At 62.5% G+C, this 16,055-nt stretch carries 19 protein-coding genes; 4 read left to right on the top strand and 15 right to left on the bottom strand.

Annotation, left to right across the window (positions count from 1 at the left end; translation table 11 throughout):
- Positions 1–167: 167 nt before the first annotated feature.
- The 10 genes from ACEN93_RS07770 to ACEN93_RS07725 form a co-directional block, all read right to left on the bottom strand.
- Positions 168–1,067 carry a metal ABC transporter substrate-binding protein gene (locus ACEN93_RS07770; RefSeq protein ID WP_163976016.1) on the bottom strand — a complete coding sequence of 300 codons (900 nt, stop codon included), beginning with the start codon at positions 1,065–1,067 and terminating at the stop codon, positions 168–170.
- Positions 1,068–1,967 (bottom strand): metal ABC transporter permease, encoded by a 900-nt coding sequence (locus ACEN93_RS07765; protein ID WP_003226663.1) that lies wholly within the window; start codon positions 1,965–1,967, stop codon positions 1,068–1,070.
- Positions 1,967–2,710 (bottom strand): metal ABC transporter ATP-binding protein, encoded by a 744-nt coding sequence (locus ACEN93_RS07760; protein ID WP_103386320.1) that lies wholly within the window; start codon positions 2,708–2,710, stop codon positions 1,967–1,969. Before ACEN93_RS07760 ends, ACEN93_RS07765 begins: the two co-directional genes overlap by 1 nt.
- A complete protein-coding gene (locus ACEN93_RS07755) occupies positions 2,707–3,636 on the bottom strand; it encodes a metal ABC transporter substrate-binding protein (RefSeq protein WP_039770367.1) in 930 nt (309 codons plus the stop codon). Before ACEN93_RS07755 ends, ACEN93_RS07760 begins: the two co-directional genes overlap by 4 nt.
- A gap of 34 nt (positions 3,637–3,670) precedes the next feature.
- On the bottom strand, positions 3,671–4,237 hold the full coding sequence (locus ACEN93_RS07750) for a DUF6162 family protein (RefSeq protein ID WP_074687918.1): 567 nt from the start codon (positions 4,235–4,237) through the stop codon (positions 3,671–3,673).
- A complete protein-coding gene (locus ACEN93_RS07745) occupies positions 4,234–4,575 on the bottom strand; it encodes a hypothetical protein (protein ID WP_039770363.1) in 342 nt (113 codons plus the stop codon). Before ACEN93_RS07745 ends, ACEN93_RS07750 begins: the two co-directional genes overlap by 4 nt.
- Positions 4,572–5,111, bottom strand: a complete 540-nt coding sequence (locus ACEN93_RS07740; protein WP_074687916.1) for a PA2404 family protein — start codon at positions 5,109–5,111, stop codon at positions 4,572–4,574. Before ACEN93_RS07740 ends, ACEN93_RS07745 begins: the two co-directional genes overlap by 4 nt.
- Entirely contained in the window at positions 5,108–6,310 is a 1,203-nt protein-coding gene (locus ACEN93_RS07735; RefSeq protein WP_039770359.1) for a PepSY-associated TM helix domain-containing protein, read from the bottom strand. Before ACEN93_RS07735 ends, ACEN93_RS07740 begins: the two co-directional genes overlap by 4 nt.
- A gap of 252 nt (positions 6,311–6,562) precedes the next feature.
- A complete protein-coding gene (locus ACEN93_RS07730; RefSeq protein WP_210709576.1) occupies positions 6,563–7,438 on the bottom strand; it encodes an alpha/beta fold hydrolase in 876 nt (291 codons plus the stop codon).
- 141 nt (positions 7,439–7,579) lie between these two features.
- The gene (locus tag ACEN93_RS07725) at positions 7,580–8,038 is read right to left on the bottom strand and encodes a VOC family protein (protein ID WP_074687912.1); all 459 of its coding nucleotides are present in this window, start codon (positions 8,036–8,038) and stop codon (positions 7,580–7,582) included.
- 283 nt (positions 8,039–8,321) lie between these two features.
- Here ACEN93_RS07725 and ACEN93_RS07720 point away from each other — a divergent pair, with 283 nt between their 5' ends.
- The 3 genes from ACEN93_RS07720 (at position 8,322) to ACEN93_RS07710 (ending at position 11,049) form a co-directional block, all read left to right on the top strand.
- A complete protein-coding gene (locus tag ACEN93_RS07720) occupies positions 8,322–9,536 on the top strand; it encodes an SfnB family sulfur acquisition oxidoreductase (RefSeq protein WP_495611273.1) in 1,215 nt (404 codons plus the stop codon).
- Between the two features lie 2 nt (positions 9,537–9,538).
- On the top strand, positions 9,539–10,204 hold the full coding sequence (locus ACEN93_RS07715; RefSeq protein WP_064598205.1) for a methionine ABC transporter permease: 666 nt from the start codon (positions 9,539–9,541) through the stop codon (positions 10,202–10,204).
- 74 nt (positions 10,205–10,278) lie between these two features.
- Positions 10,279–11,049: a MetQ/NlpA family ABC transporter substrate-binding protein gene (locus ACEN93_RS07710; protein ID WP_039770347.1), complete on the top strand. Its 771-nt coding sequence runs from the start codon at positions 10,279–10,281 to the stop codon at positions 11,047–11,049.
- A 31-nt stretch (positions 11,050–11,080) separates the two neighbouring features.
- Here ACEN93_RS07710 and soxR read toward each other — a convergent pair whose 3' ends face one another.
- Positions 11,081–11,539, bottom strand: coding sequence for a redox-sensitive transcriptional activator SoxR (gene soxR / locus ACEN93_RS07705; protein WP_039770345.1), 459 nt, complete (start codon positions 11,537–11,539; stop codon positions 11,081–11,083).
- 90 nt (positions 11,540–11,629) lie between these two features.
- On the opposite strand from soxR, the gene ACEN93_RS07700 reads away from it, so the two are divergent.
- Positions 11,630–11,995 (top strand): antibiotic biosynthesis monooxygenase, encoded by a 366-nt coding sequence (locus tag ACEN93_RS07700; protein ID WP_085668152.1) that lies wholly within the window; start codon positions 11,630–11,632, stop codon positions 11,993–11,995.
- Here ACEN93_RS07700 and ACEN93_RS07695 read toward each other — a convergent pair.
- From ACEN93_RS07695 to msuE, 4 genes are read right to left on the bottom strand one after another with little or no spacing between them, the layout of a single operon-like run.
- Positions 11,992–13,095 (bottom strand): sigma-54 interaction domain-containing protein, encoded by a 1,104-nt coding sequence (locus ACEN93_RS07695; protein WP_039770342.1) that lies wholly within the window; start codon positions 13,093–13,095, stop codon positions 11,992–11,994. The genes ACEN93_RS07700 and ACEN93_RS07695 overlap by 4 nt on opposite strands.
- A 24-nt stretch (positions 13,096–13,119) precedes the next feature.
- Positions 13,120–14,307 carry an acyl-CoA dehydrogenase family protein gene (locus ACEN93_RS07690; RefSeq protein ID WP_495611272.1) on the bottom strand — a complete coding sequence of 396 codons (1,188 nt, stop codon included), beginning with the start codon at positions 14,305–14,307 and terminating at the stop codon, positions 13,120–13,122.
- Positions 14,308–14,317: 10 nt separating this feature from the next.
- Positions 14,318–15,463, bottom strand: a complete 1,146-nt coding sequence (ssuD, locus tag ACEN93_RS07685; protein WP_108562874.1) for an FMNH2-dependent alkanesulfonate monooxygenase — start codon at positions 15,461–15,463, stop codon at positions 14,318–14,320.
- Positions 15,464–15,473: 10 nt separating this feature from the next.
- The gene (gene msuE, locus ACEN93_RS07680) at positions 15,474–16,037 is read right to left on the bottom strand and encodes an FMN reductase (RefSeq protein WP_039770717.1); all 564 of its coding nucleotides are present in this window, start codon (positions 16,035–16,037) and stop codon (positions 15,474–15,476) included.
- Positions 16,038–16,055: the final 18 nt, after the last annotated feature.

The following is a 16,055-nucleotide window of genomic DNA, read 5'->3' as shown; positions in this document are numbered from 1 at the left end:
AACCCGCTGGACTGGAATCAGTCAGCGGGTTTTTTCATGTCCGGCATTCGATCGTTCCCACGCTCTGCGTGGGAATGCAGGCCGGGACGCTCCGCGTCCCTTCCGAAGCGGACGCGGAGCGTCCAATGAGGCATTCCCACGCAGAGCGTGGGAACGATCACTGAACCTCAGGCGCCGCTCAAGCCCTTGAGCAGCACATCCACATTGCCTTCCAGCTCTGCCACCGGATCCGCTGCATCGGTGCTGAGCACCAGCAGTTGACTGCCCGATTCGGCAATCGCCGCTTTCACCGCATCCGAAGGCTGGCGATGGTGCAGCACCACTGCTACGTCGTTGTCTTTCAAAGTCGCGGTCAGTTTTTTCAGCTCCTCCGGCGTCCATTCGGCATCCGGTCGAGCGTCCTGTCCGATCAACTCCAGATTGAGGCTGCCGATCAGGTAACCGAAGTGATCGCTCAGGCTCATCACGCTCAGGTTGTCGGCACGGGCCAGACGCGCTTCGCTGTCGGCACTGAGTTTCAGCAGACGCTGTTTCAGCGCCGCCAGATTGGCCTCGATCTTCGGTTTGTCCTTCGGTGCCAGGCGCACCAGATCCGCCGCCATCACGTCAGCCATACGCCCCATGTTGTTGCTCGCCAGCCACGGCTGACTGTTCAGGCCGTCGACCTTGAGCCCCGGTTGCACGGCAATGCCGGGCAGGGCGCCGTCCACCGGGCGGGCAGCATCGACTTCGACGATGCGGATGTTGCTGCGGCGGGCGATCGGATACAGCGGGTCATCGGCCCACAGCGAGCGCACGCCGATCACGGCATCGGCGCCAGTGGCCAGTTTGCTCAGCGCCGGGGCGCCGCGACCGGTGAAGTAGGCGGTCTGGCGGCTGCCTGGCAGGTTGGCCGGTGCTGCGCGTTCGAGGCTGATGTCGGTGCCTTTGATCAGGACTTCGCCCAGACCATAAGTGATCGGCAGCGAGGCCAGCACCCGCAATGGTTTCTCGGCAGCCAGCAGAGGGCTCGAAACCACGCCGCTTAGGGCAATGGCCAGAGCAAGTTGTCGTAATGAAAAAGCCATTTATCCAAGGTTCCCTTTCAGACTGGGGACGACGCCCCGGGCAATTGCGGCGAGGGCGAAGGCGATACCGGCGACCAGAATGATCGCGGCGCCGGACGGAATCGGCAGGTCGAACACGATCGGCGCAAGAATCCCGCACAGCGTGCTGACCGTGGCGATCAGCACCGAACACCAGAAAAAGCCCTTGAGCGACTGGCTGAGCAAACGAGCCGCCGCCGCCGGAATCACCAGCAGCGCACCGACCAGAATCGCGCCGATGACTTTCACCGCGGCAACCGTAATCAGTGTCACCAGAATCACGAACAGATAATCCAGGGTCTTCACCGCGACGCCGCGCACCGCCGCCAGTTGCGGGTTGAAGCTGGCGAGCATGATCCGGTTGTACAGCGGCAGGGCCAGCGCCATGACCAGTGAGCCGACAATCGCCAGCACCAGCAGGTCGTTACCGTTGACCGTCAGCACCGAGCCGAACAGCACGTTTTCCAGAATGTGCACGTTGATCTTGCCTGCCAGAATCAGCAGCAGGCTGGCACCCAGAGCGAGAGACACCGACAGGAATACGCCAATCAATGTGTCCGGGGCCAGCCCGGTACGGTTGCGCAGGTAATTGAGCAAAATCCCGAACAACAGGCAGTAGCCGAACAGGCTGCCGTAAGGCCCGGTGTAGGGTTCGCCGAGCAGAATGCCGATGGCCACCCCGGTCAGTGCCGCGTGGCCGACCGCCTCGGAGAAAAACGCGAAGCGCTTGACCACCACCAGCGTGCCGAGGCCACCCAGTACCGGGCCGATCAGCAGACCGGCGAGCAAGGCATTGACCACAAATCCATAGGCCAGGGCTTCCGGCAGGTAACCGGATGAGGCCCAGCCTTGCACCATCAAACGAAAGGCTTCGTAACTCATCAGGCAGCGCTCCGTGGATGGGTCGAGAACAGGGTCAGCAGGCGCTCCGGAGTCAGGGCCTGTTGCGGCGTGGCGTCGAACAGCACCCGGCGGTTGAGGCCGGTGACGCGATTGGCCAGACGCCCGACCGCTTCTAGATCGTGCTCGATCCACAGCACGGTGATGCCCGCCGCACGCCAGTCACCGAGCAAACGTTCGAACACCTGGATCCCGGCTTCGTCGAGGGCTGACATCGGTTCATCCAGCACCAGCAATTGCGGCGCTGGAATCAGGCCCTGAGCAAGCAGTACCCGCTGGCGTTCGCCACCGGACAGCGCACCCATCCGGCGCTTGCGCTTGTCCTGCATGCCGACCCGCTCCAGCGCATCACCGATAGCGCCGGCGTAGCGTTTACTCAAGCCGAGGAAGGCCGGGCGACGCTGACACATGGCAGCCATGAAATCATCGACGGTCATCGGCAGACCCCGATCGAACTCCAGCGCCTGCGGCACGTAGCCGATGGTGCCGGGCTCGCCGGGCCATTGCAGGCTGAGCCGGCCCTGATGGGGCATCTGCCCGAGCAGGGTTTTGATCAGCGAGCTCTTGCCGCCGCCGTTGGGGCCGACCAGCGCATGCACGCTGCCGGGCTGAACTTGAAAGGTGACCTTGTCGAGGATCGTCGTGCGGCCGAGGGTCAGGCTGACGTCCGCGAAATCCAGGGTCGGGCCGTTAAGGGTGATTGAGAGGTTTTCCTGAGCCGTCATGCGCCGGACTCCTGAATCGCCCGCACTACGGTGTTGAGGTTGCCGGTCATTTCCTTTTCGTACTTGTCGGCGGTGTATTCGCCATAGGAAATGTGCGACAGCGGGTACAGCTTCACACCGGATTCACGCTGGATGGTTTCGACGTAGGTGGACGGGAAATCCATCTCGGAGAAGATCACTTTCACGTCCAGCTCGCGCAGTTGGTCGATGGTTTTCTTCAACTGGCTCGGGCTTGGCTCGATGCCGTGGGCCGGCTCGACCACCGCGGTGACTTCCAGGCCGAATTCACGCAGCAGGTAGTCATAAGCGGCGTGCACCGTGGCCACTCGCAGTTCGGCGTTCGGCGCCTGGGTCAGCTTGGCCAGGGCGTCGGCGCGCATCTGCCGCAGGCGTTTGCCGTAGGCGCGGGCGTTCTGGGTGTAAGCCTTGGCATTGTCCGGGTCGAGCTTGCCCAGCTCACGGGCGATGTTGTTGACCTGGGCAATCGAGGCGCTGATCGAAAGGAAGGTGTGCGGGTTCACCACTTTGCCGGCACCGCGCGCGGCAACCCCGGTGGCGGCCAGCAACGGCACGTTTTCGTTGGCTTCGATGGTCTTGATGTTCGGCGTTTCGCTGGCGGCGATCATGCGATCGGCGAAGTCGTCATGGCCAACGCCGTTGAGCACGATCACATCCAGCCCGCTGATGCGCTTGATGTCTTCGGCGCGCGGCTCGTAGGCGTGCGGGTTGAAGCCGGCGGGAATCAGCGGCACGACCTCGGCCTTGTCGCCGACGATGTTCGCCACATAGCTGTAATACGGATGCAGGGTGATGCCGATGCGCAGGCGCTTGGCCTGATCGGCGCTGGCCAGCGGGCTCAGCAGGCAGGCGCACAGACCGATCAGCAGCAGGCGCAGGAAAGGACGGCGTTGAGATGAACTAGGCATGGGCAAGCGGTCTTCTCTCGGTAAAGGCGAGGGTTCAATGGCGATGTTCGCGGGTCACCCCGGCATCGAATTGCGCGACGATCTGTTTCCATCCGGCAGCGGTCAGCGCTGCGTCTGACAGGTCTTTCGGCGCTTGCAGGTCGGTGGCGCGGTTGAGCCAGATGTCCGGCGCGGCGTCGTTCAGGCGCATCAGAAACGAACCGGCCACGGCTGGTGCCTGGCTGTGGCCGAAGTAGGCGCGGTCCGCCAGCAACTGCCAGGCGTGACCGCCTCGACTGACCGAGCTGGCGTCCTGGGCGAACGGTGCAAAACCTTCATCGGCCAGGTTCTGCGGGCTTGGCAGCGTTTGCTGTTCTTCACGCAGCAGGCGGATCTCGTCGAGGGTCACGCGCAGATCCGCATAGATGCCCTGCTCGCTGGCGCCAAGGTCGCGACGGGCGTCCAGTTGATGGCTTGAAACCGGCTCCGGTTCGCGGGAAACGCCGCGCCATGTCACTACCGAGCCGGCAACCGCGATGATCAGCAGGCACATCAGCAGCACATTGAGGGTTTCGTGCCCGGCACCGGCCGGGCGTACAACCTGGGTGGTCGGCGTGGTCATGGGGCTTCGATATCCGCTTGGTCGATTTCGACCACGTGGCCAGGGCCGGCGTCGAACAGCACGTAGAACTCGGCGCCGGGTTTCTTGAAGGTCAGGGTCGAGTCGGCGCCGAGCTTGCCCGGCACCAGGATGGTTTCGTCGTAGCCGATCACATCGAGGGTCACCCCCGGCGCGCCGCTGCCGTCGGAGAAACCGCCGGTGCACTTGATCTGCTCGGCATCGATGGCCTTGCACTCGCACATCGGATTATGGGCCAGGACGCCGGCGCTGAAACCGGCAGTCAGCACCAGCAAGGTATTGCTCAGGAGCAAGCGGAAGGGGCGTTGGGCATGACTCATGGTTTGGCTCCTTGTTTGTTCAGCCAGGCGAGGGTGGCAGGCGAGGCCTGGCTCAGCGGAATCGAGGCTTGGTGCATGCTGCCGTCCCAGCCTTCCATGGTGATCCACAGTTCGGCGTCGGCAGCGGTCTTTTCCGGAACCGGCAACTGGGTACCCATGCGGTACGGCGTGCCGAAGAAAATCACCCCGGCCGCGCGCAGGCTGCGAGGTTTGCCGATGCGCAGGTACGTCGCCTTGACGTGGTCGACACAGGCGTCGCAGAGGGCGGCGCTGAAATCTTTCATGTAGCCGGCCGGGCCGGTCAGGGTCGGTGCCTGATTACGCAGTTCGGCCAGTCGCAGGCTCCAGGGACCGACCTGGATTTCGCCGATCTCCCGTTCACCCAGTCCGCTGTCACCGCGAAACAGCGAAGCATCGGCGAAGTATTTGGGCATGAAGCCGAGCGGGATCAGCAATAACAGGACATTGAGGTGGAAACGCCATTTGTGCCAGAACCGGTTCAGGCGCGACGTTGGTGTTATTCCAATGTGGCTCACGGACGCACCTCCGAAGGTTCATGTCGGGACGTCGATCGTGACGCGACCTTGCGGTTTCTCTTGTCTTCGCGCTTGAGTGCGTTGAGCGTGGCCAGTGCGGTGCGCTTGGTCCAGATCAGCAGGCCGCTGAGAACCATCATGCTCAGCAGCAGGCCGAAGAAGAACCAGATCAGCTTGATCCAGATTCCGCCGAAATCGCCGGTGTGCAGCGGACGCATCGATTCGGTGACGAACTCCAGGGCGGAGCGGTCGGACAGCAGGCGCGAGGCGGCAATGTCACCGTTGTAAGGATTGAGCGTGGCGGTCTGGAACATCAGCGGATACCAGCCACGACCACCGACACTCATGTGGCTGTAGGCGTTGCCGGGCAGGCTGACGAAACTGGCTTCCAGCCCCGGGATCTTTTGTTGAGCGATCTCGATGGCCGAGTCGAGACTGATCCGCGGTGGAGGTGTGCCGTCGGCGGAGATCGGCACACTTTCCCGGGACATCGCCGGGATGACCGGCTCGCTGGAAATGGAAATCTGGAAATCGAACAGCAGGGCGCGGATCAGGAACCACACGCCGGTAATGGAAATCACCGCGATGAACCAGATCGACCAGATGCCGCTGAGGCGGTGAAAGTCGCCCCAGAAAATCCGCGCACCGTGACGAATGCGCAGGGTCGGGCGGAAAAAGCCTTTCCAGAAGCGCTTGTACACCACCAGCCCGGTCACCAGCGAAGCGAGCATCGGCAGGCCGAGGAACGACACCAGATACCAGCCCCAACTGAAGCCGTTGGTGAACGGCACCAGCCACCAGCCATGCAGTGCGCGGGTGAACGCCTTGAAGTTGAAGGTTGGCGCGGGGCCCTGGATGACGCCGGTGTACGGGTTGACGTAGACCGTCAGCGAACGCCCGTCGGGGTAGCTGACCTCGACGTCGAGGGCAAAGTGCGATTCGTCCGGACGACTGATGCTTTGCACCACTGTCTGCGGTTCGGCCTTCTTGATCGCGGCCAGGACCTGATCATAGCTGAGCAATGGTGCGTCGTCCGAAGGGGCGCTGGCGCGCATCTGCGGGTTGGCCAGCCAGACGATTTCCTGGCTGACCACCGCCAGGGTGCCGGTGACGCAGACGATCAGAACGAAAAACCAGATCGGCAACGCCAGCCAGCTGTGTACCAGGAACCACAGTTTCGAGCGGGATTTCTTCGACATGATGACGGGTCTTGATTCAGTGAGAGGGAGCGGTACTACGGGCTTCGCAGCACGGGAGTCCCCTGAAAGGCCGGTCGTGGCTTTTGCCTACGCGACCGGCCCGCATCTCTATAAGACGGATGACCGAAGCAAATCCCGATGAACGATATGAAAGTAAATGTTTCGCGATTGCAGTTCGCTGTCGCGTGGGCGGATTTCTGCGGGGGAGGCGAAGCAGTCCGACGGCGCGTGCCGCCGGATTGAAGGAAAGGATCAGCGTAGAAAGTCGAGCGCTTCGGTCAGTAACAGCTCAGGGACTTCTTCGGCAAGGTAATGCCCGGCCGGCAAAGCCTTGCCCCGTACATCAGTGGCAACTTGTTGCCATTCCCTCAGCGGATCGAAGCAGCGACCGACGGTGCCCTCGGCGCCCCACAGCACCAGCAACGGCAGGTTCAGGTGGCGACCAGTCGTGATGTCGGCGCGATCATGTTCCAGGTCGATGCCGGCACTGGCACGGTAATCCTCGCAGATCCCACGAGCACTGCCGGGACGTTCCAGGCAACGCCGGTATTCGCTGAACGCCTCGTCGGTGAAGGGTGCGAGCCCGGCGCTACGGCTGCCCATGACACTGCGCAGGTAACCTTCAGGATCGGCTTCGATCAGGGTTTCCGGCAACGGTGCCGGGCGGATCAGGAAGAACCAGTGCCAGTAGGCCCGGGCGAAGGCTTCATTGGTCTGGCTGTACATCGCCAGCGTCGGCGCGATGTCGAGCAGGACCATGCGCTGCACAACCGCGGGATGATCGAGCGCCAGGCGATGGGCGACTCGCGCGCCACGGTCGTGGGCAAGGATCGAGAACTGCTCGAAACCCAACGCCTTCATCAATTCCACGCCGTCGCGGGCCATCTCGCGTTTCGAGTAATTGAGGTGAGCCTCATCGGCCGGCGGGCGACTGCTGTCGCCATAACCGCGCAGGTCGGCGGCGATCACCGTGAAGTGCTCCGCCAGTTGCTCGGCGATCTTGTGCCAGATGACGTGGGTCTGCGGGTGCCCGTGCAACAGCAGCAGGCCCGGGCCGCTGCCTTTGATGCGGTAGCTGATGTCCACACCGTTGACGTGGCGCTGATCTTTGACGAATCCGGCAAACATCGGGTGATCCTTTATTCAGGCGAGTGGCCTGCATCCTGAAATCGCCGGGCGTTCATGACAAGACGTGAAGCGTGGTTCGACGGTTCATGAATCGTGTTCGCCCATCCCCGCGCGCTGCGCGGGAATGGACACTCGGCGTTGCTAACCCTGCTGAAACATCTCCTTCGCCCGCTGCTCGATCTGCGCCTGGGTCAGATCCTCCTTGCGCGTGGCCAGGAACCACAGATGCCCGTACGGATCTTTCAACGTCCCGCTGCGGTCGCCGTAGAACTGATCCTTGACCTCGGACACCGAGGTGGCGCCGGCCTCCAGCGCACGCTGAAAGGATTTGTCGACATCGGTCACGTACAGATGCAAACCGACGGACACGGCTTTGTCCGGATTGCTCAACGGACCTTGATCGCACGGCGAGCCGAGCATGATCGCGCTGTCGCCGATGCGCAGTTCGGCGTGGCCGATGCCGCCGTCGGGCATGCTCAGGCGCATGACTTCGGTGGCACCGAACGCCTTTTTATAGAAGTCGATGGCTTCGGCAGCTTTGTGAATGCCGAGGTACGGGGTAATGCTGTGATACCCCTCGGGAATGGGTTTGACGCTCATGGCGGTACTCCCTGTTATTTGTTGCCTGGTTTTTATTAGAGGTTGAAGGTGTGCCTTCGCCGGGGTTGCCGGTCGCTCAACTATAGATCCGTGCCGCCGCCGTGACCGAGTAGCCGACGAGCAGGCCTCCCACTGTTCAGCCATCGACAGCGAAGCAGCAGAATGCGCAAGTTTTCATCGCCAGACGCCCTGAAGTTCCGCTGCAGCCCCCGTAAAACAAGGCCTTTGCGTCAGGCACAGAAGCTGCAATGACCCGGTACAACACCGATACCGAGAGTCATCCATGTCTGAATCTGCCGTTTATCCGATCAACCCGCCGGCCGCCCACCGGATCGCCGACGACGCCGAAGCTTTGCGCGTGGCTGTGCAGGTCGCCGCCGTCTTGCAGGAACACGCCGCCGAGCGTGACCGCAGCCGCGAAGTGCCGGCCGAGATCGTCGACCTGTATTCCAACAGTGGCCTGTGGGGCATCACCGTGCCGAAGGAGTACGGTGGCGCGCAGGTGTCCCTTGCGGTGCTGGCGCAGGTGATCGCGATCATTTCCGCCGCCGATCCGTCCCTCGGGCAGATTCCGCAAAACCATTACTGCCTGCTCGAAGACATCCGCCTGCAAGGCACTCCGGCCCAGCAGGCGCATTTCTTTAAGCTGGCGCTGCAAGGTCATCGCTTCGCCAATGCGCTGTCGGAAACCGGCGGCAAGAACGTGCAGGACATTCAGGCGACCCTCCGCCGTTATGGCGACGGCTTCGTGATCAACGGCCGCAAGGGCTACTGCACCGGTTCGCTCTACGCCCACTGGCTGGCGGTGCTGGCGCTGGATGAAGAGCAGAAGGGCCAGTTGGCCTTCGTCGAGCGCGGTACGAAAGGGCTGGTGATCGTCGACGACTGGGACAGCATCGGTCAGCGCACTACTTCCAGCGGCACGGTGCTGGCGGAAAATCTGCAAGTGGCGCCCTTCAATCTGTTTCCGACGTACCGTTCCTACGAGAGCCCGACCCTGGCCGGGCCGTTCGCCCAGTTGACCACCGCCGCCATCGACGCCGGCATCGCCCGGGCAGCCTTGCGCGATACCGTAGAATTTGTCCGTCAGTTCGCCCGACCGTGGATCGATGCGGGTGTGGAAAAGGCCAGTGAAGATCCGCTGACGATCATCCAGATCGGTGCGCTGGAAATCCGCCTGGAAGCCGCCGAAGCCTTGCTCGAACGCGCCGGTTGGGCGCTCGACGCGGCACGTCCTGCACCGGATGAAGACAACGTCGCACTGGCGTCCCTGGCCGTGGCCAAGGCCAAAGTGCTGACCACCGAAATCGCCATCGAGGCCAGCAACAAGCTGTTCGAACTCGGCGGTACCCGCTCGACCCTGAAAAAGCACAACTTCGACCGCCACTGGCGCAATGCTCGGGTCCACACCCTGCATGACCCGGTGCGCTGGAAATACCACGTGGTCGGCAACTGGCTGCTCAACGGCGTCAAACCACCGCGCCACGACTGGTCCTGACCATGGCCGAGTGGTTCAAACACATTTACTGGGCCGACATCGCCCAAGCCTGTCTCGACACCCTGAGCATGCTCGGCGCGGCGCTGCTGTTCACGGTGTTGCTGGGCCTGCCGCTGGGGCTGCTGCTGTTTCTCACCGGCAAGCGCCAGCTGCATGAAACCGTCGGCGTCTATCGGGTGCTGTCGGTGATCGTGAATATGCTGCGTTCGCTGCCGTTCATCATTTTGCTGATCGTGCTGATTCCGCTGACCACGTTGTTGGTGGGGACGTCACTGGGCGTGCCCGGAACCATTCCGCCGCTAGTCGTCGGTTGCACACCGTTCTTCGCGCGGCTGGTGGAAACCGCTCTGCGCGAAGTCGATCGCGGCGTGGTCGAGGCGACCCAGGCCATGGGCGCCAACACCTGGCAGATCATCCGCCACACCCTGTTGCCGGAAGCCCGCGGCGGGTTGCTGGCGGCGGTGACGGTCACCGCCATCGTGCTGGTGGACTACACGGCGATGGCCGGCGTGATCGGTGGCGGCGGGCTCGGCGATCTGGCGATCCGCTACGGCTATCAGCGTTTTCAGACCGACGTGATGGTGGTCACCGTGGTGTTGCTGCTGATTCTGGTGCAGGCCCTGCAAATGACCGGCGACCGCCTGGTGGCGCACTACAGCCGACGCTGACAAAACAGTTTCAACCCATAAAAGGCCCCACGTTCACCCCACGACGGCCACTCAAGTCTGCCTTGGAGCACAGCATGAAAAAGACCCTGGCCGTACTGGCTGCCGTTCTGTCGTTCGGCGCCCATGCCAACGAAAAACTGATCGTCGGCGCCACCCCGGTGCCGCATGCGGAAATCCTCGAGTTCGTCAAACCGACCCTGGCCAAGGAAGGCGTGGATCTGGACATCAAGGTCTTCACCGACTTCATCCAGCCCAACCAGCAACTGGCGCTGAAAAACCTCGACGCCAACTATTACCAGTACCGGCCGTTTCTCGATGATTTCAACAAGACCCGCCACACCGATCTGGTGCCGGTGGTCGGTGTGCACATCGAACCGTTCGGCGCCTACTCGACCAAAATCAAGAACATCTCGGAGCTGAAGGACGGCGCCAGTGTGTCGATCCCCAATGACCCGGTGAACACCGGTCGCGCCCTGGTGCTGTTGCACGAGGCCGGGCTGATCAAACTCAAGGATCCGAGCAACACCCTGGCCACCCAGCGCGATATCGTCGAAAACCCCAAACACCTGAAAATCCGTGAACTGGAGGGCGCGTTGCTGGCCCGTTCAGTGAGTCAGGTGGATCTGGCATTCGTGTTCGCCAACTACGCGCTGGAAGCCGGGATCGACACCAACAGCGCACTGATCGTCGAGAAGGGCAAGAGCCTGTACATCGAGTTTCTGGTCGCACGGCCTGACAACATCAACGACCCGGGCCTGCAGAAACTGGCCAAGGCGTTGAATTCCGATGAAGTGCGTCAGTTCATTCTGACTCGCTACAAAGGGCAGATTGCGCCGGGTTTCTGATCGATCAATCCGAGGGTTCCTCTGGGAACCCTCACTTGGGAACATCGAGGAAATGTGCTCCCGGCCCTTGCTCGCCCAACACATCGCCCTGATTGCGCAGCGGGCAGGCCTCCATCGACAGGCATCCGCAACCGATGCAACCGGTCAGCCGGTCCCGCAGCAGCATCAGCTGATTGATCCGTTCGTCCAGCTCACGCCGCCACTGCTCCGACAACACTTTCCAGTCCGCCGCCGTTGGTGCGCGGTTGTCCGGTAGCTGTTTCAACGCCTCGCCGATTTCTGCCAGTGGAATGCCCAGGCGTTGCGCCACCTTGATCAGCGCCACCCGCCGCAGTACTTCCCGTGGATAACGCCGCTGGTTGCCGGCATTGCGCTGGCTCTTGATCAACCCTTTGGATTCATAAAAGTGCAGGGCGGTGACCGCCACACCGCTGCGGGCCGCAACTTCGCCGACGGTCAGTTGCTTGTGCAGATTTTTCGCAGTGATCATTTGAAAAATGCCCCTTGACCTCTAGTTAACTCGAGGTTTTACCCTGCAGGCCTTCGAATCGCAAGATTCGCCTGACCGAGTGGGGATCTCATGCAAGCACCAGCGAAAAACCGCAGCTTTACCCAATTGATCGAATTTGAAATCGAACCCGGCCAGCAACCGGCGCTGGTCTCGGCGCTGGCGCTGCAGACCGAACGTCTGGCCCAGCGTTACGCCGGCTTCGTCAGCGCCAGCGTCCAGGCCAGCGACGACGGGCGGCGAGTGTTGAGCTTCCTGCAATGGCAGTCCCGCGAGGCGGGGGAGGCGGCGTTCCAGAGTTTCGAAACCGGCGAGCAGGACTTCTGGCAACTGATCCGCACCCATCAGGCGCGCACCGTGACCTTCGGTTCATTCCAGGTGCTGAGCAGTATCGCTCGCAGTCACGACGATGGCTTGCACTGTCAACTGGTTGGTTAGATCGACAGCTGGATCAAGCGCTCGCCTTGCAGGTTTTCCGTGGGCCGGCGCTTGTTCACCGCCAGTTCGCCGATTTTGATCAGTCGCGTGCGGGTGACGTTGCGGCTCAGGCCGAGCAAGGACGCGGTGTGCACTTGGTTGTAATGGCAGAAGCGATAGGCCGCGCGCAGCAACGCGTCTTCGACTTTTTCATGCAGGGCGCCGGCCTGTTGCTCGAACAGTTTCTGGAAGGCGCGTTCCAGCAGCGCTTCCGGTGAGTCGTCGGCGGCCGCGTGTTGATCGTCGGGACGGTCGATGCGCAGGTTGGATAGACGTAGATCGTCGCGTTCGATCACGCCGTTACGGCAGATCAGCAGCGTGTGATGGATGACGTTTTCCAGCTCGCGAATGTTGCCCGGCCAACTGTAGCCGCGCAGCTTGTGCTCGGCGCCGGGGCTGATGGTGATGCGCCCGTAACCCAGGCGCTGACTGTAGGCCTCGATGAAATGCCGGGTCAGCGGCAGGATGTCGCCGGGCCGATCGCGCAATGGGCTCAGCTCCAGATTGACCACGTTCAGCCGGTAATACAGATCCTCGCGGAAATGCCCGGCGTTGATGGCTTTCTCCAGTTGCACGTTGGTCGCCGCCAGCACCCGCACATCGATGGGAATGCTTTTGCGCGAACCCAGGCGCACCACTTCACGCTCCTGCAACACCCGCAGCAATTTGACCTGAATGGCCATCGGCAGATCGCCGATTTCATCGAGGAACAGAGTGCCGCCATCCGCCTCTTCAAACCACCCGGCCTTGGCACTGAGGGCGCCGGTGAAGGCGCCTTTTTCATGGCCGAACAATTCGGCTTCCACCAGCGATTCGGAAAACGCCCCGCAGTTCACCGCAATGAACGGCCGGTTGCGCCGGTTGCTCAGGTTGTGGATGTGCCGCGCTACCAACTCCTTGCCGGTGCCGGTTTCGCCGATGATCAGCACGCTGGCTTCGCTCGGTGCGACCTGTTGCAAATGCGCGAGCAGGGCCTGGGATTTCGGGTCTTCGAACACCTGAGCGGTGGCGCGGATTGAGGTGGCCAGGGCGGGTGAAGGCGGCAGGGTCAGCAGTTGCATGGGGTCTCGCTCCACGAAAGAAAATCAGGAATAGAACGTTGGCACCGGCAGGGACTGGTTCAGCGCCCAGTCGCCCAGCTCGTGGAGCTTGTAATCCAGCGGGTCGTGCAGGGTTTGCGTGCGCAGGTTGCGCCAGTGTCGATCCAGACGCAGCGACGCGTGAGTCGAACGGGCGCCGGTGACTTCGAACAATCGGCTGCAGATATCCAGACCCTGACGACTGGCGGCGACCTTGGCCGTGGCAATTGCCGTGGCCAGGTGACCGCGTTCTTCGGCACTGAGGTTCGGGCCTTTGGCCCAGGCCTCGTCGAGCAACGCGGCGGCGCGTTCTACCAGCAGACGAATACCTTCGAGGGCGACCCAGAACTCGCCGTAATGGGCCAGCACATACGGATCTTCGCGCACCTCGCGCACCGAGGATTTGTGCCAGACACGGGTTTCGCTGAGGGTGTATTGCCGCGCCTCTTCAAAGGCCCCTTCGGCAATGCCGAGAAACATGTGGGTGAACGTCAGTTGCGCGATCAACGGGCGCAAGCAGGCGAACGGTGTGCTCAACGGACCGGGATCCAGCAGCAGTTCCGACTCTTCGACCCGCACCCGTTCGAACGTGGCGCTGCCGCTGTCGGTCTGGCGCTGGCCGATGTTGTTCCAGTCGTTATGCAGGGTGATGCCGCTGCGGCCGCTGGGGATCGCCGCGATCAACAGTTTGCCGCCGTTGCTTTCGTCCACTGCCGAGGCGATCAGCATCTGCGAATCGCTGGCGCCGGAGCAGAAGCTCTTCTTGCCGGAAAACTCGCGCCAGCCGCCCAGATTCTTGACCACGGTGCGGGTGTCCAGCGGGTTGAGCGCGTTGCCCCAGAACCAGTTCTGCCGCGCGGTCTGTTCGAACCACGGTTGCCATTGTTCGGGGCGGGAAAACAGGCGCACGGTGGCAAGCATCAAATGATGAAAGCCGAAGACGTGGGCGATCGAGCTGTCGACCTTGGCGAATTCGCGCACGACTTCCAAGGTTTCGCTCCAGCGCGCGCCGAGGCCGCCGTAACGGGTGGGAATGCTCAGGGCCAGCAGACCGCTGTCGCGCAGGGCGTCACGTTCGGCTTTCGGTGTGCCGCCACGCTCGTCGCGCTCGACGGCGGTCAGGGCAAGTTCGGCGGCCAGTTGGCGGGCGGTCTGCAACGGGGAGAGCAGGGTGCTTTGCGGTTTGGCAGTCACTCGGTCTTCCTCAGGCGTTGGCTTTGGCGGGCAGTACATCGTTGGCGATCATTTCGCCAAACGGCCCGGTGAGGTTGGTCACGCCGCGTCCGGCTAGGCTTGCATACGGCTCGGGCAACAGCGGGAAGACCAGCTCGGCAAAGCGGTAGGCCTCTTCGAGATGCGGGTAGCCGGAGAAGATGAAACTCTCGATGCCGAGGTCTGCGTACTCCTTGATTCGCGCTGCCACTTGCTGCGGATCGCCGACCAATGCGGTACCGGCACCGCCACGCACCAGTCCGACGCCGGCCCACAGGTTGGGGGCGATTTCCAGGTTGTCGCGGCGCCCGTCGTGCAGGGCAGCCATGCGTCGCTGGCCTTCGGAGTCGAAACGGGAGAAGGATTTCTGCGCAGCCTCGATGGTTTCGTCGCTGATGTGTTCGATCAGTTTGTCGGCGGCTTTCCAGGCTTCTTCGGCGGTCTCGCGCACGATCACGTGCAGGCGAATGCCGAACTTCACCTTGCGTCCGTGGCGGGCGGCGCGCTCACGCACGTCGGCGAGTTTTTCGGCGACGGCGGCGGGAGGTTCGCCCCAGGTCAGGTACACGTCGACCTGCTCGGCGGCCAGATCGTGGGCCGCGTCGGAGGACCCGCCGAAGTACAGCGGCGGATAGGGTTTCTGCACCGGCGGATACAGGGCTTTGGCGTTCTGTACCTTCAGGTGTTTGCCTTCGAAATCCACCGCTTCGCCTTGCAGCACCCGGCGCCAGATCTTGAGGAATTCATCGGTGACTTCGTAGCGTTCGCTGTGGCTGAGGAAGCTGCCGTCGCCACGGTTTTCGTCCGGGTCACCGCCGGTCACGACGTTGATCAGCAAGCGGCCGTTGGACAGTCGATCCAGGGTCGCGGCCATGCGCGCCGAAACGGTCGGCGAGATGATCCCCGGACGGATCGCCACCAGATAACGCAGGCGTTCGGTGAGCGGCACCAGCGCCGAGGCGATCACCCACGAGTCTTCGCAAGAACGCCCGGTGGGGATCAGCACACCGTGGTAACCGAGGCTGTCGGCGGCTTGCGCCACCTGTTTCAGGTAATTGAGGGTGACCGGGCGCGCGCCTTGGGTGGTGCCCAGAAAGTGACCGTCGCCGTGGGTCGGCAGGAACCAGAAAACATCCATGAACAGCTCCTCAGGCGATTTTCAGCAACGGTTTGATGTGAGTGCCAAACAGCGGCGCGGCGCGTTCAGCCGCCAGGCGGATACGTGCCTTGAGCGGTTCGCTGGTGATCTGGTAGTCGGCGAAATCGGCTTCGGTGGCGTACACGCCAATCGGCAGGGTCACGGCCTGGAAGAAACTGAACAGCGGGCGCAACTGGTGATCGAGTACCAGCGCATGGCGTTCGCTGCCACCGGTGGCGGCGAGCAGCACTGGTGTGTCGATCAGCGCATTCAGGTCGATCAGGTCGAACAAATGCTTGAGCAATCCAGGATAGGAACCGCGATAGACCGGCGCGGCGACGATCAGCAGGTCAGCCTGTTCGATGGCTTGCAGCTCGGCTTCGATCTCGGCCGGTAACTCCTGGCGGGACAGTGCGCCGCCAAGTGGGCGGGCGATGTCGCCGAGCTCGATCAGATGACTCTCGACCGGCAAGTGCCCGGACAATTCGGCCAGCAGGGCCTGGGTCAGCACCAGGGTGCGGGACGGACGCCAGGTTCCGCCGGACAGGGCGACGACTTTCAGTGGACGCGACATGGTCAGTTCCTTTTTCAA

The organism is Pseudomonas sp. Pseusp21, assembly GCF_059492145.1.
The sequence above is the reverse complement of the archived record's forward strand: the minus strand, read 5'-3'. Positions and strand labels throughout refer to the sequence as shown.

Coding starts and splice junctions, on each gene's coding strand:
- ACEN93_RS07750 (WP_074687918.1), bottom strand. CDS start 4,237: ATGACCACGCCGACCACCCAGGTTGTACGCCCGGCCGGTGCCGGGCAC.
- ACEN93_RS07755 (WP_039770367.1), bottom strand. CDS start 3,636: ATGCCTAGTTCATCTCAACGCCGTCCTTTCCTGCGCCTGCTGCTGATC.
- ACEN93_RS07695 (WP_039770342.1), bottom strand. CDS start 13,095: ATGCAACTGCTGACCCTGCCGCCTTCACCCGCCCTGGCCACCTCAATC.
- ssuD (WP_108562874.1), bottom strand. CDS start 15,463: ATGGATGTTTTCTGGTTCCTGCCGACCCACGGCGACGGTCACTTTCTG.
- ACEN93_RS07720 (WP_495611273.1), top strand. CDS start 8,322: ATGTCTGAATCTGCCGTTTATCCGATCAACCCGCCGGCCGCCCACCGG.
- ACEN93_RS07700 (WP_085668152.1), top strand. CDS start 11,630: ATGCAAGCACCAGCGAAAAACCGCAGCTTTACCCAATTGATCGAATTT.
- ACEN93_RS07725 (WP_074687912.1), bottom strand. CDS start 8,038: ATGAGCGTCAAACCCATTCCCGAGGGGTATCACAGCATTACCCCGTAC.
- soxR (WP_039770345.1), bottom strand. CDS start 11,539: ATGATCACTGCGAAAAATCTGCACAAGCAACTGACCGTCGGCGAAGTT.
- ACEN93_RS07735 (WP_039770359.1), bottom strand. CDS start 6,310: ATGTCGAAGAAATCCCGCTCGAAACTGTGGTTCCTGGTACACAGCTGG.
- ACEN93_RS07770 (WP_163976016.1), bottom strand. CDS start 1,067: ATGGCTTTTTCATTACGACAACTTGCTCTGGCCATTGCCCTAAGCGGC.
- ACEN93_RS07745 (WP_039770363.1), bottom strand. CDS start 4,575: ATGAGTCATGCCCAACGCCCCTTCCGCTTGCTCCTGAGCAATACCTTG.
- msuE (WP_039770717.1), bottom strand. CDS start 16,037: ATGTCGCGTCCACTGAAAGTCGTCGCCCTGTCCGGCGGAACCTGGCGT.
- ACEN93_RS07730 (WP_210709576.1), bottom strand. CDS start 7,438: ATGTTTGCCGGATTCGTCAAAGATCAGCGCCACGTCAACGGTGTGGAC.
- ACEN93_RS07760 (WP_103386320.1), bottom strand. CDS start 2,710: ATGACGGCTCAGGAAAACCTCTCAATCACCCTTAACGGCCCGACCCTG.
- ACEN93_RS07765 (WP_003226663.1), bottom strand. CDS start 1,967: ATGAGTTACGAAGCCTTTCGTTTGATGGTGCAAGGCTGGGCCTCATCC.
- ACEN93_RS07710 (WP_039770347.1), top strand. CDS start 10,279: ATGAAAAAGACCCTGGCCGTACTGGCTGCCGTTCTGTCGTTCGGCGCC.
- ACEN93_RS07715 (WP_064598205.1), top strand. CDS start 9,539: ATGGCCGAGTGGTTCAAACACATTTACTGGGCCGACATCGCCCAAGCC.